The organism is Pararhodobacter sp. SW119, from assembly GCF_017811755.1.
GTDB lineage: Bacteria > Pseudomonadota > Alphaproteobacteria > Rhodobacterales > Rhodobacteraceae > Pararhodobacter.
Window position 1 is genome coordinate 77,747 of the sequence record NZ_JADDJF010000001.1, and the last position, 22,237, is coordinate 99,983.

A 22,237-nucleotide genomic window follows, 5' to 3' on the forward strand; every position below is an offset into this window, starting at 1 on the left:
AGGGCGACATGACGCCCGAGCGTCCCGCAGGCGCGGCGGCGCGTTCCCGAGAGCAGGGGTCTTCTGTTACCGCTGGTGTGGCCCCGGCACCGATCGAGCCGAAGCGCCTGACACGGCCCGAGGGAGCGGGGCTCTATGCCGCGCTCGACTTGGGGACAAACAGTTGCCGGATGTTGATTGCGCGCCCCAACGGCGCGCAATTTGAGGTCGTGGACAGCTTTTCCCGTCCCGTCGAGCTGGGCCTGGGCCTGGAGGCGTCGGGCCGGCTGGGCTACGCGCCGATGGCGCGCACCGTGCATGCCTTGCGCATCTGCCGGCGCAAGCTGGATGTGCACCGCGTCACCCGGATGCGACTGGTCGCCACCGAAGCCTGCCGGCGCGCCCGCAACGCGCGCGAGTTCATCGGCAAGATCCAGCGCGAGACCGGCCTGCGGCTGGAGATCATCCCGCCCGAGGAGGAAGCGCGGCTTGCCGTCATTTCCTGCGCGCCGCTGGTGGCCCCGGAAACCGACCAGCTGCTGGTGATCGATATCGGTGGCGGGTCGACCGAACTGGTGTGGATCGACCTATCGGGTGTCGATGCGCTGTCGCGGCGCAAGGCGATGATGCAGGTCCGACTTGACCTCGATTCGGCGCAATGGCCGGCCGAGCGGCCCGGTCTGCCGCGCGTCGTCGACTGGATCAGCGTGCCCTTGGGCGTGGCGACGCTGCGCGATCTATTTACCGATGTCGATGACGATGCCGCGCGTTTCGCGTTGATGAGCTGGCATTTCGAGGAGCAGCTGCACAGCTTTTCGCCCTACCAGAATCCCGCGCCGCGCGAGGGGTTCCAGATCATCGGCACCTCGGGGACGGTGACGACGGTCGCGGCGTCGTATCTGGGTCTCAAGCGGTATGACCGCACCAAGGTCGATGGCCTGACCATGACCTCCGACCAGATCGACCGGGTGATCCGCGACTACCTGGCGCTGGGGCCGGTCGGTCGGCGCTACGATCCGCGCATCGGGCGTGAGCGGCACGGGTTGATCATGTCGGGCGCGGCGATCCTGCAGGCGCTGATGCGGGTCTGGCCGACCGATGTGATGTCGGTCGCCGATCGCGGGCTGCGCGAGGGGTTGCTTTACGCGCTGATGACGCGCGACGGCGTGCTGGACGTGGGTTGACGTGATGGCGCAGAAATCGACAGGACAGGGCGGATCGGGGCGCGGATCGCGCGAGTTGCGGGTCAAGGTCAAGACCGCGAAGGGGCGAAAGCTGTCGTCGACCCGCTGGCTGGAGCGGCAGTTGAACGACCCCTATGTCGCCCGCGCCCGACGCGAGGGCTATCGTGGGCGCGCCGCTTTCAAGCTGGTCGAACTGGACGACAGGTTCAGCTTTCTCAAGCCCGGCGCGCGCGTGGTCGACCTGGGCTGTGCGCCGGGAGGCTGGCTGCAGGTGGCGGTCGAGCGGGTCAATGCGCTGGGGACGAAATCGGGCAAGAAGCAGGGGTTCGTTCTTGGCGTCGACCTGCAGGAGGTCGAGCCGCTGGCCGGTGCCGAGGTGCATCTCCTCGACTTTCTGGACGAGGGCGCCGAAGATCGGGTGAAGGACTGGCTAGGCGGGACGGCGGATGTCGTGCTGTCCGACATGGCGGCTTCGGCCAGTGGCCACAAGCAGACCGATCACCTGCGCATCATGACGCTGTGCGAGGCGGCGGCCGAGTTCGCCTTCGATGTGCTGGAGGACGGCGGGACCTTCGTGGCCAAGGTGCTGGCCGGGGGGGCGGAGGGCAGTTTGCAGGGACTTCTGAAACAGCGCTTCGCCAAGGTGCACAACGTGAAGCCGCCCGCCAGCCGATCGGACAGTTCCGAGAAATATGTCGTCGCACTGGGGTTCCGGGGGGCCGCGGAGGCGGAGTGAGCCGGCGGCGTTCTGGGGCGGCACCGGCTATTCTTGGCAGGCTCAGGGGCGCAACAGGTCGGCCAGCGTATCGCGGAGGTCCGAGCTCTCCGTCAGAAGCGAGGTGCTGCGCTGCATCAAGCCGCCGTCCGCTGGCGCGAAAGTGGCGGCCATCGGCACCTGGCCCGCCTCGGTCGCGATGCGTTCCGGCAGGTCGGGACCGCCCGATCGCCGCAGCGCCCGCGCGCGAAGGCGCGCCGTATCCGCGTCGTCCAGCCCTTCAAGTTCGACCAGCGCGGCGTCTGGCGTGCCGTCGAGCAGAAGCGCGCGCGCGCGGATGCGGCGCGCGTTCACGTCCTTCAGCCCGGCGGCCAGGGTCACCGCCGGTTCGCTGAGGCCGAAGTCCAGCAGGCGTTCGGCAAGCGCGAGGCGCGTCGCCGGGGACAGGGTTGCCGAGCGCCAGTCCGCGCGGTCGAAGACGATCTGAAGGAAGTCCGCGTCCTCGGCCTGCCGCGTTAGCCGCGCCCAGATATCTTCGCTCAGGCTTTGCAGCATCTGCGCGTTCGTCGGGGTTTCGGGCAACCAGCGGGCGAGGCGGTCGAGCAGGGCGAAGGCCTCGGTCGGTTGGTCGGCGGCGGTGCGCAAGCGGATCAGTTGCGACATCAGGGTGCGGCCCGCGTCGGTTCCCCGTTCGCTGCCGGCCAGGGCCTCGGCGTCTGCCAGCAGTTCTTCGCTGACCCGTTCGCTGCGTTCCAGAGCCAGATCGAGCCGCATCAGCATCGTCGTGGGATCGCGGGGTCCGGCCTGGTCGATCCGGGCGGCGGCGCGGTCGACCTCGCCCCGCGCGGCGTCGAGGAGGGCGTCCACCCTCAGCATCGCGGACAGGGGCGCTTCGTTCGCGCGGCGCAGGCTATCGGCGATCATCCGCGCCGCATCGCGCGCGCCGACCGCGATCAGGCGGCGCACCAGCGTTTCACCCAGGATGGCGCGCAGCGTTTGCGGCGCTGCGACGAAGGCGCGCGCAATGGCGTCGGCGTTCTGACGGATCGCCGCGGGTTCCGCCCCGGCGAGGGCGGCGTACATCACGGCCGCGCCGCCGCAATCGATGCGTTCGGCCAGCCGCAGACGGGCGTTCGAATACCTCTCCTCGAAGATGTCGCTGAGGCCGAGCAGCAGATCGCGCGCCGGGACCTGCCCGGGCATGTTCTCGATGACCAGCCGCGCCTCGGCGCCGAAGCCGTGTTCGAGATAGAGACGGGCGAGCGCCATGTGGGTGTCGATGTCCGGCGCGTCGAACTCCCCATAGAGGCCGCGCATGATCTCGGCCTGACGATTGCGGAAACCGGGCGCGTCGTCGGCGACGGAGAAGTCCAGCATGTCGCTGCCGAGGCAGCCTTCGGACACGCGGGAATCTGCCTCGAGTTCGCTGGTTGTCGGATCGGTGGCACGGGTGATTCGCAGATTGTTCAGATCGGTGTCGGAGGGCTGGGGGTCGGCGGGCGGCAGAATGGTCGCACCTTGCGCCATCGTAGCCGACAACAACCCCTGCGCGATCGCCATCGACATCTGCCGGCTCAACTGCTCCATCAGCGGTGCGCGGTCCATTCGCGGATCAACGGCGGGTGGCGGTGCTTCGTCCACCACGGCCGCGCGCATGCGCCGGGCCAGATCGGCGCCGATCGTGCGTGCAATGTCCGCCGAAAACGCTGGGCGCGGATCGAGCGTGATCGCCCGGGGCGGCGCCATGATCGGCGCGCGCGGTCGCGGGCGCGGCAGTACCGGTGGGGTGCGCTGCACTGTCGGGAGGGCGTCCGTGGCGTCTGCTGCATCGTGAATGTCCAGCACGACCACGCCGCGACGGGGTTCGCTGACGCGAAGATCGCAATCGCAGTTCAGGGTCAGCGCCAGCCCATCGTCGACCCGTCGCAGGTCGGAAACCCGCGTGCGGGGGATAAGGCGAAAGATCTCGGCCGAATCGAAATCGAGTGTTTCTGCGTTGACCCGTATCCGGCGTTCCGGTCCCTCCGGCGTCAGGTCCCAGGAAATCGCGCTTGCGGATTGAAGCACGATGCGCGTGAAATCGGCGTGCTCGCCCGAGGTGACTCGGACGGTCTGCGCGCTGATCGCCCCGGAAGGCGGCATCAGAAGCGCCGCGCAGACAAGACTGCGCGCGATCATGCGGGCCGGGTAGCGCGGGTTCATGCCGCCTCGCGCTTCAGTTCGCGCAGGGCCGATTCCAGGTCGGTGTAGCTGGGACGAACGTGGTGGGGCGTGTTCTGCCGGCCGACCTCGATGCACATGTTCGCCGGATGGTTGTGAAGGTTCGCGATCAGGACCTCGCGTATCAGCGAATAGAAATGCGCGTCCTCCTCGACGACCGAGCGCATGCGCCCGGCGAAGGGGCCGACAAAACCGTAGGAAAGGAAGACGCCAAGGAAGGTGCCGACGAGCGCGCCGCCGATCATCCCGCCGAGGATTTCCGGGGGTTCGTTGATCGAGGCCATGGTCTTGATCACGCCAAGGACCGCCGCGACGATTCCCAGCGCGGGCAGGCCGTCGGCCACCGTCTGCATCGCGTGGCTCGGATGCAGCGCGTGGTGCAGACTGGCCTCCATCCGCTTGTCGAGCACTTCCTCGACCTGGTGGGGGTCGTCGTAGCTCATGGTGATCGCGCGCAACGTATCGCAGATGAGATCGACAGCCTCGTGATCCTTCAGGATTTTCGGGTAGCGGGTAAAGATCGAGGAGTCCTCGGGGTTCTCGATATGCTCTTCCAGGACCACGGGGTTCTGCCGGGCGAGGCGGATCAGTTCGAAGAGCAGGCACAGAAGATCGCGGTAGTCGCCGGGTTGCCAGTCCGGTCCGCGGAAGACCTTGCCGATATAGCGCAGGGTCTGCTTGGCACCGGCGCCGGAGTTGGCGATCAGGAACGCGCCGAGCGCGGCGCCGCCGATCATCGTCATCTCGAAAGGCAGCGCGTAGAGGATGATTCCGAACTTGCCGCCGGCCATCGTGTAGCCGCCGAAGACCATCACCAAGACGACAAGAATGCCGACGATTCCTAGCATGCATCGCTCCGGGGTTTGCGCTCGGCCAGCTTTTCAGGCCTGCCTTAAGAAAGCGTCACTCTTCAACGGGTTCCCGGCGCGGAACGAGCGCGTTTCGCCCGGCCAGCATGGCACTGAGCGCGTAGGCCTGTCGCGGTTCCAGTCCGGCAAGGATCGGGGCGGCGATTTCGGGGCGCAGTCGGCCAAGGAAGCCGGCCGCGAACTGGACCTCCATCTCGGCGAAGACGCGCGCGGCCTCCTCGGGCTTCATGTTCTCGTAGACCTGCACGAGGCGCGCGATGTCGTCCTCGGCCGCGCGGTCGGCGCGCGCCATGGTGGCGGCAAGCGCCTCTTCGGCGGCGCGCAGCGCGGCGATCTGTTCGGTGATCCGGCGCTCGGCCTCGGCCAGGTTGCGGGCGCGATCATCCAGCGCTTCTTCGCGCGCCTGCAGGGCCTGTTCGCGGCGCGTCAGGCTCAGGACAATGTCGGCCGTTTCGGCGCTGCTGACGGGACGCGCGGCGGGCTGGGATTCGATCGAGGTTGCCGGAGGGGCGGCAGCGGCTGCAGCGTCCAGCGCAACCGCTTCCCCCAGGCCAGAGGCGAGACGGAGCGCGCCGGCAACGCAGATTATCGCGGCCATGGTCGGCAGGATGCGCGCGCGCGGACGGGACCGCGTGGCGTACTTTCCGGGCGCTACGGGGCTGGTCGGTCGGGTCATGCGCTCGCCTCGATCCGACGCCGGCGGCGAACGACGCGGCTTCGCGAGCGTTTCATCGGCCGCTCGACCGGTTCGAGGGTTCCAGCCCGGGAGGCCTGGTCCGGCGCAATATCCCCATTTGCAGCGGTGCCTTCAGCGTCGCTCTCGGCGTCGGATTGCAGACGGTTCGTGTTCCAGCGTGACAGGGGCCGCGCCGATGGAAAGGAGTCTGAGACGCGGGTTGCCGCGGCGGCGCGTGCCTGTTTCGGCGGGCGCACGGTGTCGGATGGCGGCAGATCGTGCAGCGCGGCCATCAACAGCTCCAGCTGGCGGCATGCGGCATCGGCGCGCTTGGTCTGGCTTTCCAGTTTTCCGGCCGATTCGCGGGCGGTTTCCTGCGCGGATTTCAAGGCGCGGGTCAGATCGTCGACCTGGGCGGACAGGATCGCGATCGCACCGCCGATGCCACTGTCGAGACGCCCCAGCGCCTTCAATCGACGCGAAAGCACGAAGCAGAAGGCGGTGACTCCAAGAGCCCCGCCCGCAATCAGAAGATCGGCTAGGAAATCCATCTTGTCCCTCAGTTCAGCACGAATTCGGTGATCAGAAGATCGCTGACCAGCCCCGGCCCGGTGACGATCTGAACCCGGCGCAGCATCTGACCCCGCAGCCGCAGAAGTGCCGCGGGTTCCTCGATCTCGTGGGCTTCCAATGCGCGCAGATAGACGTTGATCACATCAAGGACCCGAGGGGCGAGGCGGGTCACTTCGGCCTCGTGCGCAGGAAGCACCTCCAGCTCGGCGACGAAGCGCAGATGCCGCGCCTCGCCGCGCCCGCCCAGGCTTATGACGAGCGGATCGAGGGGAACGAAGACATGCGTGATGTTCTGGCCCGGCCGGACCGTGGCGACTACGGGATCAGGAGCGACGTCGAGACCCAGCAAATCCGTGTAGCTTGCGAAGAAGCCGCCCGCACCCAGTGCCGCCGCCAGGATAAGTCCCGCGAGCAAGGGTAGTTTCGAGCCTTTCGGTGCCGCGTCCTGCGGCATGGCGGTGTCGGTCATGCGGTCCTCGCATTCGCGCTTTCGCCGCAGGTTCTGGCACATTGTCACTAACCGATTGTTAAACGCTGTCGTTCAAGGATCGACCCCGACGCGGCAGAAGGCCGAGCGGGAGAGACACTTGGAACAGGTGATGTCAGTCTGGAATGCGCTCGATCTGCGGCGACGGGTCGTGATCGTGGGTGCGACGCTGGCGGTGTTTCTGGCCGTTTCGGGCCTGGCGCGGATGGCGGCCGCGCCGTCCATGGCGCTATTGTATGCCGGGCTTGAAAGCGGACCGGCGGGCGAGGTCGTTCAGGCGCTGGACCAACGCAACATCGCCTTCGAGGTGCGTGGCGACGCGATCTATGTCGACGCGCGGGTGCGCGACGAGACTCGCATGTCGCTGGCCGCGCAGGGGCTGCCGGCGAATTCGACCAGCGGATACGAATTGCTGGACGGGCTGACGGGTTTCGGCACCACCTCGCAGATGTTCGACGCTGCCTATTGGCGGGCGAAGGAGGGCGAGCTTGCCCGGACCATCGTCGCCAATCCCCATGTCCGGGCAGCGCGGGTGCATATCTCGCAGGGTGCCGGGCTGGCTTTCCGGCGCGACCAGCTCGGATCGGCGTCGGTCATGATCACGCCGGCGGGGACCGTGCTTTCGCCACCGCAGGCGCAGGCGATCCGCTTCCTCGTGGCGTCTGCGGTCGCCGGGCTGGCGGCAGAAAGCGTATCGGTGATCGATACCAGCACCGGTCTGGTCGTCGCAGAACCGGGCGAGGGGACCGCCAGCGGCAGCGACCGGGCAAGCGAACTCAGACGCAATGTAGAGCGTCTGCTCGAGGCGCATGTCGGTGCCGGTCGCGCCGTCGTCGAGGTCAACGTGGAAACCGTGACGGACCGCGAAACCATCGTCGAGCGGCGGATCGATCCGGAGAGTCGCATCGCGGTGACTCAGGAAAGCGAGGAGCGCAACGCCACCTCGAACGACTCGCGTTCGGCGGGTGTCACGGTTGCGTCGAACCTGCCCGATGGCGATGCCGCGGGCGGAGACGGGCGCAGCGAATCGCGGGACACCTCCAGCCGGCAGCGCATCAGCTACGATGTCAGCCAGACCCAGCGCGAAATCCAGCGCGGTCCGGGTGCGGTGCGACGGCTGACCGTAGCGGTGCTGATCGACGGCCTGCGTGCCCCGGACGAGAGCGGCGCGATGCAATGGACACCACGCTCCGACGCCGAACTTGAGTCCCTGCGCGAACTCGTGGCCTCGACAGTGGGCTACGATGAAGCGCGGGGCGACGTGATCACCATCCGCTCGCTGCCGTTCGAGCCGGTGATGCGCGCCGAAGGCAGCGCGCCGTCCTTGGGCCTGATCGAGCGTCTGGGCCTCGACGTTATGGCGCTGATCCGGCTTGCCGCCCTTGCGGTGGTGGCGATCTTCCTGGCGCTCTTCGTGCTGCGGCCCTTGTTGCTGGGACGTCGCGGCGCGGACGATCCGCTTGAACTGCCGCGCCCGGGCGGCGCCTTGGCCGGCGGCCCGTATCTGAGTGGCGAGATCGATGACGGCGATTCCGATGCCAGTGCGCTTTATCCGGTCAATGCCGATGGCAGCCGCGCCGATGCAGTGCCCGAGGACCCGGTCGAACGCATGCGCCGGCTGATCGCCGAGCGCCAGGACGAGACCGTCGAGATTCTGCGCGGCTGGATGGAAGAACGCGAGGAAACCCGCTGATGCCGATGCCGCTTCGCCTTGAAGTTTTCGAAACCCTCGCAGAATCCGGCGTGCCGCAACTTCTGCTGCCCGAGCAGATCGAGGAGTTGCGCCTTTCGGCCTACGAGAACGGCTACAATGCGGGCTGGGACGATGCCGGACACCAGGTCGCGGATGAAGATCGTGCCCGGCGGGTTGAGGTCGAGCGCCAGCTGCAGCAACTTGCCTTCACCTATCACGAGGTGCGCGCGCATCTGCTGCGCGCGATCGAACCGGTCTTCGAGGCGATGCTCGCCACCGTGATCCCGGCGGCAGCGCGCGCTTCGGTCCTGCCGATGGCGATCGAGCAGTTGATTTCACTGGCCGGTGCGATCGCCGAGACCCCGGTGACGCTGCGCGTGAGCCCCGGCACGCGTGCGGAGTTCGAGGCGGCGCTCGGTGGACTGGTCCTGCCGCCACTGGCCATTGTCGAGTGCGAGAAGGTCGCCCCCCTGCAGGCTGAAATCGCCTTTGAGCCGAACGAGACACGGATCGATCTTGAAGCCGTGTCTGCCGAATTGCGCGCCGCCATCACGCGCTTCTACATGATCCAGAATGAAGAGGTGAAACATGCCTGATGCCGAAGCCCCCGCCGCCACCCCGGAGGCACAGGGCGGCACGCCGAACCTGTCCCGCGGGGCCTTCACACAGGTTCCCATTGAGATAGTGATTTCAGTCGGGCGCGCGCGTCCGATGGTCCGCGACCTTCTGCGTTTGCAGCGCGACAGCGTGCTGCCGCTGGACCGGCGCGTCGACGACCCGGTCGAGCTTTACGTCGGTGACAAGCTGATCGCCCGCGGCCAGTTGGAAGAACTCGAAGGGGAGCAGGCAGGACAGATGGCCGTCCGCCTGACCGAGGTTGCCGATCTGAGCGACGGGGTCTGAGGTGACCCAGCGGGAGCGGCACGCGCTGGCGCTTCTGGTGCTGGCGGCCGTGTTTGCGCCCGCGCCCCTTCTGGCCCAGGAGATCACGCTGAACTTCGGCGAGGGCGACGCGCTGGCGACGCGAACCGTGCAGTTGCTGGTGCTGCTCACGGTTCTCAGCCTCGTGCCGGCGCTGGCGATCATGATCACCTGCTTTCCGTTCATCGTGACGGTGCTGGCGATCCTGCGCCAGGCGATCGGCCTGCAGCAATCGCCCCCCGGGATGCTGCTGACGACGCTTGCGATGTTCCTGACCTATTTCGTCATGGAACCCGTCTTCACCGCCGCATGGACCGCCGGGATTGTGCCGCTGAATGCCGGGGAGGTCGGGCTGGAGGAAGCCTTCGCGCGCGCGATCGAGCCGTTTCGCACCTTCATGCTGGGCCGCGTCAGCGTCGATACCTTTGCCAATCTTGCTGCCCTGCGCCCGGATGCGCCCGCCTTCGGTGCCGAGGCACCGCTTTCGGTGCTGGTGCCGTCGTTCCTGCTGTCAGAACTTTCGCGCGCCTTCGAGGTGGGTTTCCTGATTTTCCTGCCGTTCCTGATCATCGACCTGGTGGTTGCGGCGGTGCTCATGTCGATGGGGATGATGATGGTGCCGCCAGCGATCGTCGCGCTGCCCTTCAAGCTTGCCTTCTTCGTCGTCGCCGACGGCTGGTCGCTGATCTCTGCCGCGTTGGTGCAGGGGTATTTCTAGCGCCAGTTCACGTCGCCCAGAAAGATGTATCCGGCGCCATAGATGGTCTTGATCAAACGGGGGTTGCGCGGATCCTCGCGCAGCTTCGTGCGCAGCCGCGAGATCCGCACGTCCATTGCCCGATCGAAGCTTTCGCCGGCCGCGCCGCCCAGGCTTTCCTGCATCTGCGCCCGCGTAATCAGCCGCTTCGGCATTTCCAGGAAAAGCCGCAAAACCTCCCCCTCGGCATGGCTGAAGGGCACCTCGCTGCCGTCCGCGGCAAGCAGGACGTAGCGGTCGAAATGGGCCTGCCATCCATTGAAGCTGGCCACCATCGGTGCTTCTGCGCCAACTCCGCGCGACTTGCGCAGCCGGGCACGGATGCGGGCCACGACCTCGGCGGGTTCGAACGGTTTGATGATGTAGTCGTCGGCGCCGAGTTCCAGCCCCGTCACCCGGTCATAGACGTTCGACCGGCCTGAGATGATTATGATCGTGGCGCCGGACTCCAGCGCCAGACGATGCACCAGCGCCAGGCCGTCACGGTCTGGCAGGCCCAGATCGACCAGGCAGACATCGGGGGTGGTGCGCTTGAGCGCGGCTTCGAACTCTGTCGCGCGCGCATAGGCTGTGGTCCGGAAACCCGCGTCGGACAGGGCATCGGCGAGCATGCGCCTGATCTCCGCCTCGTCGTCGAGGATCGCGACATGGGGCTGGTGCATCGTCTCTCCTATTCCGCGGCGGCGCGCGGTGTGGCGGTGCAGTGCGCCAGAAAGCGGCGCAGGTCCCCAGGCTCGAACGGTTTGCGCAGGACCGGAAACTCCCGCGCCGCCTCGTCGTGCAGCGGATCGTTTGGCGGCAGCGAGGTCATCAGCCCCATTGCCACTTCCGGCAGCTGCGTCCGCAGCGCACGCAGCAGGTCGAGGCCGGTCTCCTCCGCGCCCAGATGTATGTCCGAAAGGACCAGCCCCAGCCCGTCCAGCGCCGCCAGCGCGCGCGCATCGGTGGCGTTTTCCGCCTCTACCACGCTATGGCCGGCGGCGCACAGCAATTCGCGCGTGTTGGCGCGGATATCCGGGTCATCCTCGACAAGCAGGATCAGAAGCGGCGGCAGGCGCTGATCGGCGGGTTTGAGCGGCAGGCGCAAGGTCACCCGCGCGCCGCCCTCGGCCCGGTTCGCAAGGCGCAGGCTGCCACCCGCCAGCGAAGTCTGGTCGAAGACCATCGCCAGCCCGAGGCCTGAACCCTCGCCGCCCTTGGTGGTGAAAAACGGCTCGGTGCCGTGCCGTAGCGCCTCTTCGCTGAATCCGGGTCCCGTATCCTCGACGGTGATTTCCAGCCAGGTATCGCGTCGTCGCTGTACAACCAGACGGATGGTCCCGCCGGTCGCGCCGATCGCGTCGCGCGCATTCAGGATCAGGTTCAGCAGGCTGTCCTGCAGCGCGCCGGGGTCGAGCAGGACCGATTCGAGGTCGGCTTCCATCGAGATCAGCAATTCGGTCTGGGCGGGCAACGAGGGACGCGCCATCATCCGCAGGTCGTCCAGAAGAAGGCGCAGGTCCACCGGCTCGGCGTGCAGTTCCCGATGACCGGAAATGGCGCCGATGCGTTCCAGAAGCGCGCCGCCCCGACGCGCGGCTCCGACCGTGGCGCGGGCGATATCTGTGGCTTCCCGGGGCAGGCCGGGCAGGCGCGACAACCGTCCCTGAAGCCCTAGGATGATGGTCAGAAGATTGGCGAAGTCATGCGCCAGACCGGAGGTGAGTTGTGCCGCGAGTTCGCGCTTGCGCGTCTGCATCAGCGCCGCGCGCGCCTGCGTTTCCTCGGTGATGTCGGTGGACAGGATATAGACACCGCCACCGGCTTGTTGCCCTTCCGGCGTGGTCACGACGGGGTCGGGGGTCAGCGCCACGCGGATGCGCCGCCCGCTGACTTCGTGCGTGATCTCGCAGACCGCCGCTTCGCCGGCCAGCGCCCGGTCCAGATAGGGACGGATGCGGCCGAAGGTGTCAGGGTCAAGCGCCACCGCGGCGTGCAGCCCGACGGCATCGTCCGGCGTGCCCGGCATCACGGTCGAGAGTCTGCGATTGGAATAGGTATAGACCAGGTCGCGGTTCACATGGGCGATGTGGGCGGGCATCATCTCGGTCGTCAGCCGGGTGCGCGCCTCGATCTCGGTCAGTTCGCGCTTGGCTTCGGCCAGCGCCGCGTTCGTCGAGGCCAGTTCCCGGTTGGCCAGGCTGAGCCGCTCTGCATGGGCGAAAAGCTGGCCCGAGAGCTCCTCGGACCGGGCGCGGAGCAGTTGTTCCTGCAGCTTGATCTCGGTGATGTCGGTATAGACCGTGACCCAGCCCCCCTGCGGCAGCGGCGCCCCTTCGACGCTGATCCAGCGTCCGTTGGCGCGCTGGCGCTCCATGTAATGCGGCTGGAAGGCGCGTGCGGCATCGACGCGGGTGCGAACCGCGGCCTCGGCGTCGGACTGCGGCCCGTATTCGCCGCGCATGACCAGATAGCGGATCGTGTCCTCGAAGGCGGCACCGGGGGTGACCAGCCAGTCAGGCAGACTGAACATCTCTTGGTAGCGCTGGTTGCAGACGGCAAGCCGCAGGTCGCGGTCGAAGATCGACAACGCCTGCTGGATCAGGTTCAACCCTGCGCGGGTCAGCTTGTCGGTCGTTTCCTGGCTCACCTTCGGACGCTCTCCCCCGCGCGTAGGTATCGCAACGGTAGCGCCGGACGGCGGTCCTAGTCCAGAAATTCGTGCGGCTCTATCCCCCAGAGCGCGGCGCGCTCCACCCAGCCGCGATGGCCGTTGACGCCCAGCCGGCACCAGTCAGGCTCGCAGCGCAGAACCCGGGCCACGACGCCCACCTGCAGATGCGCGACCTCGGGGGCGTTCGACTGCGGCTGAGTGTGCATCGTCACCACCTCGTCTACGATCAGCACGGTACGCACGCCCGACAGCAGCGAATGGTGCATCCAGCCGCCCTGACCCTCCATGTCCTCGATCCGGCGCCAGTTCTCGAATTCGGCGGTGACGCGCAGCGGCATGTTGCGATGGGTGAAAAGCCAGTCGATCCGATGCGTCTGCCCAGGGCCCCGGCGGGCGCGCCCCTCCGACGTCTTGAGCGAGACGTAGCGGGGCAGCGGCAAGCCCGTCTCGGGGCCGCGGCGCGGTTCGGCGGCGGCCGCCGCGCCCTGGGCAAGGGCTGGGCGCGCATCGGCGCCGATCATCAGAAGTCCCGTAACCAGTACGGCCGCCCAACCGGCTTTTGTCCACATGTCTCTGCCCGCTCTCCGACCCCTTGAGACCCGCCGCGACATTTTATTGCGTGCAGGCTGCGGGGGTTCTTGTGCCTCGTTTCCCGATGCGTCAGTCTGCCATCACGCGCCGAGACAGGAAAGCCCCCAGGAGGTTCCGATGCCGCTGAAGCGTTTGAGTGTTGTCGTCACGCGACGCCTGCCCGACCCGGTCGAGACGCGCCTGAAAGAGCTTTTCAACGTCGAACTGCGCGACGAGGACACGCCCCTGTCGCGCGAGGAACTGGTGGGGGCGATGAAACGCGCCGACGTTCTGGTGCCGACGATCACCGACACGATCGACGGGGCGATGATCGGCCAGGCCGGCGACAAATTGAAGCTGATCGCGAATTACGGCGCCGGGGTCGACCATATCGACGTGCAGTCCGCCCGTCAGCGCGGCGTGCTGGTGTCGAACACGCCCGGGGTGGTGACCGAAGATACCGCCGACATGACGCTGGCGCTGATGCTTGCGGTGACGCGCAGGATACCGCAAGGCCTGGCCGAGATGCAGGCCGGCGAATGGCATGGCTGGTCGCCGATGGCGCATCTGGGCAGCCGGATCGGTGGCAAGCGACTGGGCATCCTGGGCATGGGGCGGATCGGTCAGGCGGTGGCGCGGCGGGCGCAGGCGTTCGGTATGCAGATCCACTATCACAACCGCAAGCGCTTGCGCCTCGAGGTCGAGGAACCGCTGGAGGCGACCTACTGGGAAAGCCTCGATCAGATGGTGGCGCGGATGGACGTGATCTCGGTCAACTGTCCGCACACGCCGTCGACCTTCCACCTTCTCAATGCGCGGCGGCTGAAGCTGATGAAGCCGACGGCGGTGATCGTGAACACGTCGCGGGGCGAGGTGATCGACGAGAACGCGCTGACACGGGCACTGCGCGCAAGCGAGTTGGCCGGGGCGGGGCTCGACGTTTACGAGCGTGGCTACGACATCAATCCGCGCCTGCGCGAGTTGCCGAACGTGGTGCTGCTGCCGCATATGGGCTCGGCCACGCTGGAGGGGCGGATCGAGATGGGGGAGAAGGTGATCCTGAACGTGAAGACCTTCGCCGACGGTCACCGCCCGCCGGACCAGGTGCTGCCGGGGATGCTGTAGCCCTCCGCCGGGGCTTTCGAAGCCTACCGGCAGGCTGCTGGCGAGCGTATGGCAAGTGGCTGGCAAGCGTATGGCAGTTCCGAACGGTGCGGCAGGGAATTGGCAAGGACTTTGCCGCCGGTGACCGGCTGTTGCTGGGGCGGGTCAGGGGGGCGCTGCCCCCCTCTTGGCTGCGCCAATTCACCCCCCGGGATATTTTCGGACAGGAAAAGTCCGGGGCGGTGAGGAGCGACCGCCCTTGGCGGCGGGGCCTCTTTTCGCCGCGCGCGGAGCGCGCGGCGCCCGGCCCAACGCGAGGAAGGTTGTGCGCGAAGCGCGCACAGCCTGACGAGGGGCGGGAGTAGTTTTGGGAGCCTTGGTGGTGTGGGCTTAGAGGTCAGCCGCGGCGCGGGCGGTAGGGCGGTGTGCTGCCGTCGCCGGGGCCGGTGCGGCCGCGCGGTGGCTTGCCCTTGGCGCCGCGCGGCTTGGCGGGGCCGCCCTTGGCGTCCGTGCCCTTGCGGGCGCCGGCGCGCGGTTTCGCGCCGGGCCGGTCGAGCCGGGCCGAGGGGTCGAGGGCGGCTTTGCGCTCGGGTCGGGCCGGGGCGGCCGGCGCGGCGGGGCGAGGCTTGCGCGGGGTGGTGTCGGAGCCTTCGGGTCGCTTGCGCGGCGGATACTTCGCGCCCTCGGGGCTTGCGGCGGACTTGGGGCCGCGATGCGGGGGTTTGCCCGCACCCGGCGCCTTGCGACCGGCGAAGGGTTTTCCCGTGTCTTCGGGCCGGCGCGGGGCATTGTCGGTGGGCGGCGTGCGACGCGCGGAGCGGTCCGCGCCGGAGTCGGGGCGGGGGCGGGTGTCCGGTCGGGACGATGTCGCGGCCCGGTCTGCCGGTGCTGCGGCAGCCAGTTGGGGGCGCGGGGCGGGGCGGTCGGGCCGCGGCGCACTCTGCGGGGCATCCTTGCGCGCCTCGGGCTTGTCCTGGCGCGGGCTGCGTGCGTTGTCGGGGCAGCCTGGCCGCACGGCCGGCCGCGACTCTGTGCGTGCATCCGGGCGGGGGCCCGAGCGCGGCCCCGGACGCGCACCGCGGGGTTTTCCGGTGCTGCGTTCCGGGCGCGCGCCCCCGGACGGGGCGGCGCTTCGGGTGACCGAGATGTCCTGTTCCAGCTGCGCATCGTCCCCGAGGGCGTTGAAGAAGCGCGCCTCGGCGTCGGCGTGGAGCTGCACCAGCGTGGCGTCGTCGAGGATACGGATCGCGCCGATGTCGTCGCGCGTCAGATCGCCCGCGCGGCACAGGAGCGGCAGCAGCCAGCGCGGCTCGGCCCGCTTGTCGCGGCCGATGTCGAGGCGCACCCAGAAACTGCGCTCGAAGCTGGCGCGCGCGCGTTCGGCTGGCGCGGCATCGGTCACGGCGGCGATGTCCTCGGGGGCGGAGCGGGCGCTGAAGTACTGGCGCACGACGCCCGCGGCCAATTCGCGGGGCGTGAAGCGTTCGATCAGCGCGGTGATCAGCGCGTGTTCCTCGGTCGTCTCGGGCGCGGTCAGGGCGTCGTCGGTGAACAGCCGTTCGGTGTCGCGGGCGCTGACGTCGGCGGCGGTTGGCGCCGCGCCCCATTCCGCCGCGACACCCGCCTCGGACAGCAGCCGTTCGGTCTTGCGGCGCGCGCGGGTCGGCACGATCAGCGCACTGGTGCCCTTGCGCCCCGCGCGCCCGGTGCGGCCCGAGCGGTGCAGCAACGTTTCGGAATTGGACGGCAGGTCGGCATGGATGACCAGTTCCAGCCCCGGCAGGTCGATGCCGCGCGCCGCCACGTCGGTCGCGACGCAGACCCGCGCGCGGCCGTCGCGCATCGCCTGCAACGCGCGCGCGCGTTCGTCCTGCGCCAGTTCGCCCGACAGCGGCACCACCGCGAAGCCGCGGTTCAGCAGGCGCGCGGTCAGGTGGTTCACCGTCGCCCGCGTCTTGCAGAAAACCAGCGCGTTCTTCGCCTCGTGGTATCGCAGGACGTTGACGATGGCGTTTTCGGCGTCTTCCTGGGCAACCGTCAGCGCGCGGTAGGCGATGTCGGCATGCGCCTCGTCCGAGGCGGCGGTGGTCACGCGCGCGGCGTCCTGCTGGAAGGTGCGGGCCAGCCGTTCGATCCCGTCCGAGACGGTGGCCGAGAACATCAGCGTGCGGCGCTCGGTCGGCAGGGCGGAGAGGATGAACTCCAGATCCTCGCGGAAGCCGAGGTCGAGCATCTCGTCGGCCTCGTCCAGAACGACGGTGGCGATCAGCGCCGGGTCGAGCGAGGCGCGTTCCAGGTGATCGCGTAGCCGGCCGGGCGTGCCGACGACGATATGCGCGCCGCGCTCCAGCGTGCGCCGCTCGGTGCGGATGTCCATGCCGCCGACGCAGGAGGCGATGATCGCGCCAGCCTCGGCATAAAGCCATTCGAACTCGCGCCGGACCTGCAACGCCAGCTCGCGGGTCGGTGCGACGATCAGCGCGCGCGGCGTGTCCGCACGCGGCAGGGTGTCATCCTCGTCCAGCAGCGCCTGGGCCATGGCCAGGCCGAAGGCCACGGTCTTGCCCGAGCCGGTCTGCGCCGAGACCAGCAGGTCGCGCCCGGCCAGCGCCGGGTCCAGCACCGCCTCCTGCACCGGGGTCAGCGCGCCGAAGCCCTTTGCGTCGAGGGCGGCGGCAAGGGGGGCGGGAAAGGCAGGCATGATGTCATCCGGCAAGCAGGGGTTCAGCGCGCGACTTACGCCGGGCGAGCGCCGAAGTATAGCGAAAACCGGCCGGTTTGCGCAGGGGGGTGCGCGGGCAGGGGCGGGCGTGCGCTTGGGCGCGGTGCGTTTGAAGGAAAGCAGGGGGCGTTCGGCAGCGCCCGTCCCGCTTTCCCGTGCGCGTCCCGGCGGCGCGGCCTTTAGTGGGGGCGGCGATGGGGCGGTGAACTTGCATTTGCAGGCGAACTGGCGCAGCGTTTCCGGAACGGGCGCGGGCGACGATCCCGCCGCCGCGCAAGGGAGGCGCAAGGATGACGGCAAGCGAGACGCTGAAGGACCTGGGAGAGATGCTGCTGGCCGGGCGGATCGAGGTGGTGGATTGCACCGGGCTGCTGGGCCCGCAGACGCCGCTTCTGAAATTGCCGCCGGAGCTGGCCGTCGACACGCCCCCGGTGGAGATCCATCGGATCAGCGAATACGACGACAACGGCCCCTTCTGGGCCTGGAACTGGCTGAAGCTGGGCGAGCATTCGGGCACGCATTTCGATGCCCCGCACCACTGGATCACCGGGCGCGAGTTTCCCGACGGCTACACCGACACGCTGGATGTGCAGCGGGTGGTGGCGCCGGTCAACGTGATCGACTGTTCGAAGGAAGCCGCCGCGGACCCCGATTTCCTGCTGACCGCCGAGCATGTGAAGGCCTGGGAAGCCGAGCACGGTCCCATCGGCGCTGGCGAATGGGTGGTCCTGCGCAGTGACTGGGACAAGCGCGCGGGCGACGAGGCCGCCTTCCTGAACGCCGACGAGACCGGGCCGCACAGCCCCGGGCCGACGCTCGATTGCCTGGAATACCTGATCGCACGGGGCATCGTCGGTTGGGGCAGCCAGTGCATCGGTACCGATGCCGGGCAGGCGGCGGGCATGTCGCCGCCCTTTCCCGCCCACAACATGCTGCACAAGAACAACATGTTCGGGCTGGCCTCGCTGGCCAACCTGGACCGGCTGCCGCCGAAGGGCGCGATCCTGATCGCGGCGCCGCTGAAGATCGCGCACGGCACCGGCTCGCCCATCAGGGCGCTGGCGCTGGTGCCGAGGGGCTGAGGCGGCCGGGACCCCCGCCGCACTCCCTTCCGTCCGCACGACCCCCGAGGCCGCTTCGACATGGCAGAACGATCCTTTCGCAATGAAGTCCAACACCTGAAACTGGGCGCGGGCGAGACCTTCACCGGCGAGGGGATCCTGGCGATCACCAAGGCGCTGCTGGAATGCGGCGTCGGCTATGTCGGCGGCTACCAGGGCGCGCCGATCAGCCACCTGATGGACGTGCTGGCCGATGCCGAGGAGATCCTGAGCGATCTCGGCGTTCGGTTCGAGGCGAACGCCTCGGAGGCGGCGGCAGCAGCGATGCTGGCGGCGAGCGTGCATTACCCGATCCGCGGCGCGGTGACCTTCAAGGGGCCGGTGGGTGTCAATGTCGCTTCGGACGCGCTGGCGAACCTGTCCTCGGCCGGCGTCACCGGCGGTGCGCTGGTGATCGTCGGCGAGGATTACGGCGAGGGGTCCTCGATCATGCAGGAGCGAAGCGACGCCTTTGCCCGCAAGTCGCAGTTCTGGCTGATGGACCCGCGGCCGAACTTGCCCTCGATCGTGCGCGCGGTGGAGCAGGGATTCGATCTGTCCGAGGCGTCGAACACGCCGGTGATGATGCTGGTGCGCATCCGGGCCTGCCATGTCACCGGGCAGTTCATGACCCGCGACAACAAGCGCCCACCGCTGACGGTGCGCAAGGCGCTGGCGAACCCCCGCCGCGATGTCGCCCGCGTGGTCCTGCCACCGATGTCCTACGCGCAGGAGCAGGACAAGGTGCGGAACCGCTGGCCGGCGGCGGTGAACTTCATCCGCGCCAACAAGCTGAACGAGCGTTTCGGCCCCGATCAGGGCCGCATTGGCGTGATCTGCCAGGGCGGCATGTTCAACGCCACCGTTCGCGCGTTGCAGCGGCTGGGGCTGGCGGACCTTTACGGCCAGACCGATATCCCGCTGCATGTGCTGAACGTTACCTATCCGCTGCTGGAGGACGAACTGCTGGAATTCTGCGCCGGCAAGGATGCGGTGCTGGTGGTCGAGGAAGGCCAGCCCGCGTTCATCGAGGAGACGCTGGCGGGGATGCTCTACCGCGCCGGGGCGCGGGTGAAGCTGCACGGCAAGGACACGCTGCCGCTGGCGGGCGAATACACGGGCCAGGTGATGCTGGAGGGCGTCGAGGCGTTCCTGCGCCGCGCCGCGCCCGACCTGCTGCCGGCGCGGGTGCGTGCGCCGAACGCTCTCGCACCCGCGATCCCCGACCTGTCGAAGACCGTGCCGATCCGCCCGCCCGGCTTCTGCACCGGGTGTCCGGAACGCCCGATCTTTGCCGCGATGAAGCTGGTGCAGCAGGAGTTGGGCGAGCATCAGATCGCGGGCGATATCGGCTGCCACCTGTTTGGCGCGCTGCCGCCCTTCAACATCGGCGGCGCGACGATGGGCTACGGGCTGGGCCCGGCGTCGAACGGGGCGTTCGACGGGGGTGGCGACAAGCGGCCCATCGCGATCCTCGGCGACGGCGGGTTCTGGCACAACGGGCTGTCCAGTTCCATCGGCAACATGGTCTACAACAAGTCCGACGGCGTGGTGGTCATCGTCGACAACTTCTATTCGGCGGCGACCGGAGGACAGGACATCCTGTCGTCGCGCGCGCGTAACCCGACGAGGACCACCAACCAGCCGATCGAGAAGGCCCTGCGCGGCGTCGGCGTCGACTGGGTGCGGGTGATCGACCGCACCTACGACGTGGCGCGGATGCGCGACGTGCTGCGGGAGGCGCTGACGACGCCGGTCAAGGGGCCGAAGGTGATCGTCGCGTCATCGGAATGCATGCTCAACCGGCAGCGGCGCGAGAAACCCATCGTCAATGCCGCGATCCGGGACGGAAGGCGGGTCGAGAAGCCGCGCTTCGGCGTCGACGCGGATATCTGCACCGGCGATCACGCCTGCATGCGGCTGTCGGGCTGTCCGTCCCTGGGGCTGAAGCGGCTGGACGATCCGCTGCGCGACGACCCGGTGGCGCATATCGACCAATCCTGCGTCGGTTGCGGCAATTGCGGCGAGGTGGCCGATGCCGCGATCCTTTGTCCGTCCTTCTACGAGGCCCGGGTGGTGCACAACCCCTCGGCGCTGGAGGCGCGGCTGGATCGCTGGCGTCGCGGCGTCATCGGCTGGCTGCAGACCCGCCGGGCGCGCAAACGTCCTGATCTGGCGGCCGTGCAAGGGGTGGCGGCGGAATGAACGAGGCGGCCCCGATCCTGACGCCCGCGCCGCGCGATGCGACACTCGATACGGTCATCAAGCTGGCGGTCATGGCCGTGGGCGGGCAGGGCGGCGGCGTGCTGACCGGCTGGATCGAGTCGATGGCGCGGGCGCAGGGCTGGGCGGTGCAGGCGACATCCGTGGCGGGCGTGGCACAGCGCACCGGCGCGACGATCTACTATATCGAGATGGCGCGCGACGGGGGCGAGGGGGCCGCGCCGGTCTTTTCGCTGGCGCCGGCGGCGGGGGACGTGGACATCCTGATCGCCGCGGAGCTGATGGAGGCCGGGCGCGCCGTCCTGCGCGGTTTCGTCACCCCCGACCGCACGACGCTGATCGCGTCGAACCACCGGGCGCTGGCGGTGAGCGAGAAGACCGTGCCCGGCGACGGGATCGCCCATGCCGAGGAGGTGGTGGCGGCCGCCGAACTGGCGGCGCAGCGGTTGATCCTTTTCGACATGGAAGCGGTGGCGCAGCGCGCTGGCACGGTGATTTCGGCCGCGCTGTTCGGCGCGCTGGCGGGATCGGTTTCGCTGCCCTTCGCGCGACACGCTTACGAGCACGCGATCCGCGCTTCGGGCCGCGGGGTGGAGGCATCGCTTACAGCCTTCGATGCGGCCTTCGCCGAAGCACGGGGCGACGCGCCGGCCGCGGCGGCCACGGCCGAGGTGCCGGCGCCCGCGACTCCGCCGGGCGCGCACCTCGGCGCCGACTGGGTCGCGCTCCTTGGCCGGATCGACCGTGTGCCCCGGGGCGCGCGGGACATGGTGCGCGCGGGGCTGGTCAAGGTCGTGGGCTTTCAGGACATGGGCTACGGGTTCGAATACCTCGACAGGGTCGCGCGCGTGGCGACGCTCGATATGGGGGCGGGCGACCATGAACTAACGCGCGAGGCTGCGAAATATGTCGCCAATGCGATGGCCTATGACGACATGATCCGCGTGGCCGACGCCAAGACCCGACCCGATCGCTTCGCCCGCATCCGGGACGAGATGGGGGTGGCGGATGGCCGGTTGCTGCGCTTGATCGACTACACCCATCCCCGCGCCGAGGAAGTCGTGAGCCTGTTTCCCGCGCGTTTGGGCCGATGGGTGACGGCGCGGCCGCGGCTGATGGGCTGGATCGACCGGCGGGTGAACCGGGGGCGGCGGCTGCGCAGCGACCGCATCTTGCCATTCCTGCAACTCTACCTGCTGGCCGGGCTGCGCGGCTGGCGGCGGCGGACGCTACGCCATGCCGCCGAAATGGCGCATCTGGACGGCTGGCTGGAGGTGGCGCTGGAACACGCGCGCTGCGACCCGGCGCATGGGGTCGAAACGCTACGCCTGCGGCGGCTCGTGAAGGGTTATGCCGACACCCATGCCCGCGGCCTGTCGAAATTCGACCGGGCCCTGGCGGGCGCCCAGGCTGTGGCCGGGCGCAAGGACGCCGCCGACTGGACCCGCCGCCTGCGCGAGGCGGCCCTGCAGGACGAGGAGGGGCTGGCGCTGGACGGGGCGCTGCGCACCATCGGCACGTTCGCCGGTGCCGCGCGCGATCAGTCGACCAGTTCGACCGAGTAGCGTTCGATCACGGTATTGGCGAGCAGCTTCTCGCACATGCCGCGCACCTGTTCCTCGGCACGGGCGCGGTCGGCCTCGGCCAGGTCCAACTCGATCACCTTGCCCTGGCGCACGCCCTCGACCCCCTCGAAGCCAAGGCTGCCCAGGGCGCGACGCACCGCCTCGCCCTGGGGGTCGAGGACGCCGGTCTTCAGCATGACATGCACGCGCGCCTTCATCGGAATGT

The 22,237-nt window shown here is 68.7% G+C and carries 20 protein-coding genes; 10 read left to right on the forward strand and 10 right to left on the reverse strand.

From position 1 onward, the window contains the following. The first annotated feature begins 8 nt into the window (after positions 1-8). Together IM708_RS00355 and IM708_RS00360 are read left to right on the forward strand one after the other, a co-directional pair. Entirely contained in the window at positions 9-1,163 is a 1,155-nt protein-coding gene (locus tag IM708_RS00355) for a Ppx/GppA phosphatase family protein (protein ID WP_209424314.1), read from the forward strand. A 4-nt stretch (positions 1,164-1,167) separates the two neighbouring features. Next, a complete protein-coding gene (locus IM708_RS00360; protein ID WP_209424315.1) occupies positions 1,168-1,899 on the forward strand; it encodes an RlmE family RNA methyltransferase in 732 nt (243 codons plus the stop codon). Between the two features lie 42 nt (positions 1,900-1,941). On the opposite strand, the gene IM708_RS00365 is transcribed toward IM708_RS00360, so the two are convergent. The 5 genes from IM708_RS00365 to IM708_RS00385 all read right to left on the reverse strand — a co-directional run bounded on the left by IM708_RS00365 (position 1,942) and on the right by IM708_RS00385 (position 6,685). Next, the gene (locus IM708_RS00365) at positions 1,942-4,080 is read right to left on the reverse strand and encodes a hypothetical protein (RefSeq protein ID WP_209424316.1); all 2,139 of its coding nucleotides are present in this window, start codon (positions 4,078-4,080) and stop codon (positions 1,942-1,944) included. After that, the gene (motA, locus tag IM708_RS00370; RefSeq protein WP_209424317.1) at positions 4,077-4,946 is read right to left on the reverse strand and encodes a flagellar motor stator protein MotA; all 870 of its coding nucleotides are present in this window, start codon (positions 4,944-4,946) and stop codon (positions 4,077-4,079) included. The genes IM708_RS00365 and motA overlap by 4 nt, the downstream gene beginning before the upstream one ends. A 55-nt stretch (positions 4,947-5,001) precedes the next feature. Continuing rightward, positions 5,002-5,643 carry a hypothetical protein gene (locus tag IM708_RS00375; protein WP_245242906.1) on the reverse strand — a complete coding sequence of 214 codons (642 nt, stop codon included), beginning with the start codon at positions 5,641-5,643 and terminating at the stop codon, positions 5,002-5,004. Beyond that, entirely contained in the window at positions 5,640-6,116 is a 477-nt protein-coding gene (locus tag IM708_RS00380; protein ID WP_209424318.1) for a hypothetical protein, read from the reverse strand. The genes IM708_RS00375 and IM708_RS00380 overlap by 4 nt, the downstream gene beginning before the upstream one ends. Before the next feature lie 86 nt (positions 6,117-6,202). Then, complete coding sequence (locus IM708_RS00385) at positions 6,203-6,685, reverse strand: flagellar basal body-associated FliL family protein (RefSeq protein ID WP_209424319.1); 483 nt, start codon at positions 6,683-6,685, stop codon at positions 6,203-6,205. Between the two features lie 130 nt (positions 6,686-6,815). Between IM708_RS00385 and fliF the strand changes: the two genes are divergently transcribed. From fliF to fliP, 4 genes are read left to right on the forward strand one after another with little or no spacing between them, the layout of a single operon-like run. Next, entirely contained in the window at positions 6,816-8,396 is a 1,581-nt protein-coding gene (fliF, locus tag IM708_RS00390; protein WP_245242907.1) for a flagellar basal-body MS-ring/collar protein FliF, read from the forward strand. Continuing rightward, complete coding sequence (locus tag IM708_RS00395) at positions 8,396-8,992, forward strand: hypothetical protein (protein ID WP_209424321.1); 597 nt, start codon at positions 8,396-8,398, stop codon at positions 8,990-8,992. Before fliF ends, IM708_RS00395 begins: the two co-directional genes overlap by 1 nt. Continuing rightward, on the forward strand, positions 8,985-9,299 hold the full coding sequence (locus tag IM708_RS00400) for a FliM/FliN family flagellar motor C-terminal domain-containing protein (RefSeq protein ID WP_209424322.1): 315 nt from the start codon (positions 8,985-8,987) through the stop codon (positions 9,297-9,299). Before IM708_RS00395 ends, IM708_RS00400 begins: the two co-directional genes overlap by 8 nt. Before the next feature lie 25 nt (positions 9,300-9,324). Continuing rightward, positions 9,325-10,035, forward strand: a complete 711-nt coding sequence (fliP, locus tag IM708_RS00405) for a flagellar type III secretion system pore protein FliP (protein WP_209424591.1) — start codon at positions 9,325-9,327, stop codon at positions 10,033-10,035. Here the strand turns inward: fliP and IM708_RS00410 are convergent. The 3 genes from IM708_RS00410 to IM708_RS00420 are packed head-to-tail and all read right to left on the reverse strand — an operon-like array spanning position 10,032 to position 13,296. Beyond that, on the reverse strand, positions 10,032-10,736 hold the full coding sequence (locus IM708_RS00410) for a response regulator transcription factor (protein ID WP_209424323.1): 705 nt from the start codon (positions 10,734-10,736) through the stop codon (positions 10,032-10,034). The genes fliP and IM708_RS00410 overlap by 4 nt on opposite strands. 8 nt (positions 10,737-10,744) lie before the next feature. Next, the gene (locus tag IM708_RS00415) at positions 10,745-12,703 is read right to left on the reverse strand and encodes a PAS-domain containing protein (RefSeq protein ID WP_209424324.1); all 1,959 of its coding nucleotides are present in this window, start codon (positions 12,701-12,703) and stop codon (positions 10,745-10,747) included. Between the two features lie 56 nt (positions 12,704-12,759). Beyond that, positions 12,760-13,296 carry an SH3 domain-containing protein gene (locus tag IM708_RS00420; RefSeq protein WP_245242908.1) on the reverse strand — a complete coding sequence of 179 codons (537 nt, stop codon included), beginning with the start codon at positions 13,294-13,296 and terminating at the stop codon, positions 12,760-12,762. Positions 13,297-13,435: 139 nt separating this feature from the next. Between IM708_RS00420 and IM708_RS00425 the strand changes: the two genes are divergently transcribed. Further along, on the forward strand, positions 13,436-14,422 hold the full coding sequence (locus IM708_RS00425; protein ID WP_209424326.1) for a D-glycerate dehydrogenase: 987 nt from the start codon (positions 13,436-13,438) through the stop codon (positions 14,420-14,422). Positions 14,423-14,798: 376 nt separating this feature from the next. On the opposite strand, the gene IM708_RS00430 is transcribed toward IM708_RS00425, so the two are convergent. After that, positions 14,799-17,102 carry a DEAD/DEAH box helicase gene (locus IM708_RS00430; protein WP_209424327.1) on the reverse strand — a complete coding sequence of 768 codons (2,304 nt, stop codon included), beginning with the start codon at positions 17,100-17,102 and terminating at the stop codon, positions 14,799-14,801. 311 nt (positions 17,103-17,413) lie between these two features. On the opposite strand from IM708_RS00430, the gene IM708_RS00435 reads away from it, so the two are divergent. The 3 genes from IM708_RS00435 to IM708_RS00445 are packed head-to-tail and all read left to right on the forward strand — an operon-like array spanning position 17,414 to position 22,011. Beyond that, a complete protein-coding gene (locus IM708_RS00435) occupies positions 17,414-18,205 on the forward strand; it encodes a cyclase family protein (RefSeq protein WP_209424328.1) in 792 nt (263 codons plus the stop codon). Between the two features lie 60 nt (positions 18,206-18,265). Then, positions 18,266-20,428 (forward strand): indolepyruvate ferredoxin oxidoreductase subunit alpha, encoded by a 2,163-nt coding sequence (locus tag IM708_RS00440; RefSeq protein ID WP_209424329.1) that lies wholly within the window; start codon positions 18,266-18,268, stop codon positions 20,426-20,428. Next, the gene (locus IM708_RS00445) at positions 20,425-22,011 is read left to right on the forward strand and encodes an indolepyruvate oxidoreductase subunit beta family protein (protein ID WP_209424330.1); all 1,587 of its coding nucleotides are present in this window, start codon (positions 20,425-20,427) and stop codon (positions 22,009-22,011) included. The genes IM708_RS00440 and IM708_RS00445 overlap by 4 nt, the downstream gene beginning before the upstream one ends. Here IM708_RS00445 and purS read toward each other — a convergent pair. Next, on the reverse strand, positions 21,987-22,229 hold the full coding sequence (gene purS / locus IM708_RS00450) for a phosphoribosylformylglycinamidine synthase subunit PurS (protein WP_209424331.1): 243 nt from the start codon (positions 22,227-22,229) through the stop codon (positions 21,987-21,989). The two genes, IM708_RS00445 and purS, sit on opposite strands and share 25 nt — an antisense overlap. Between the last annotated feature and the right edge of the window lie 8 nt (positions 22,230-22,237).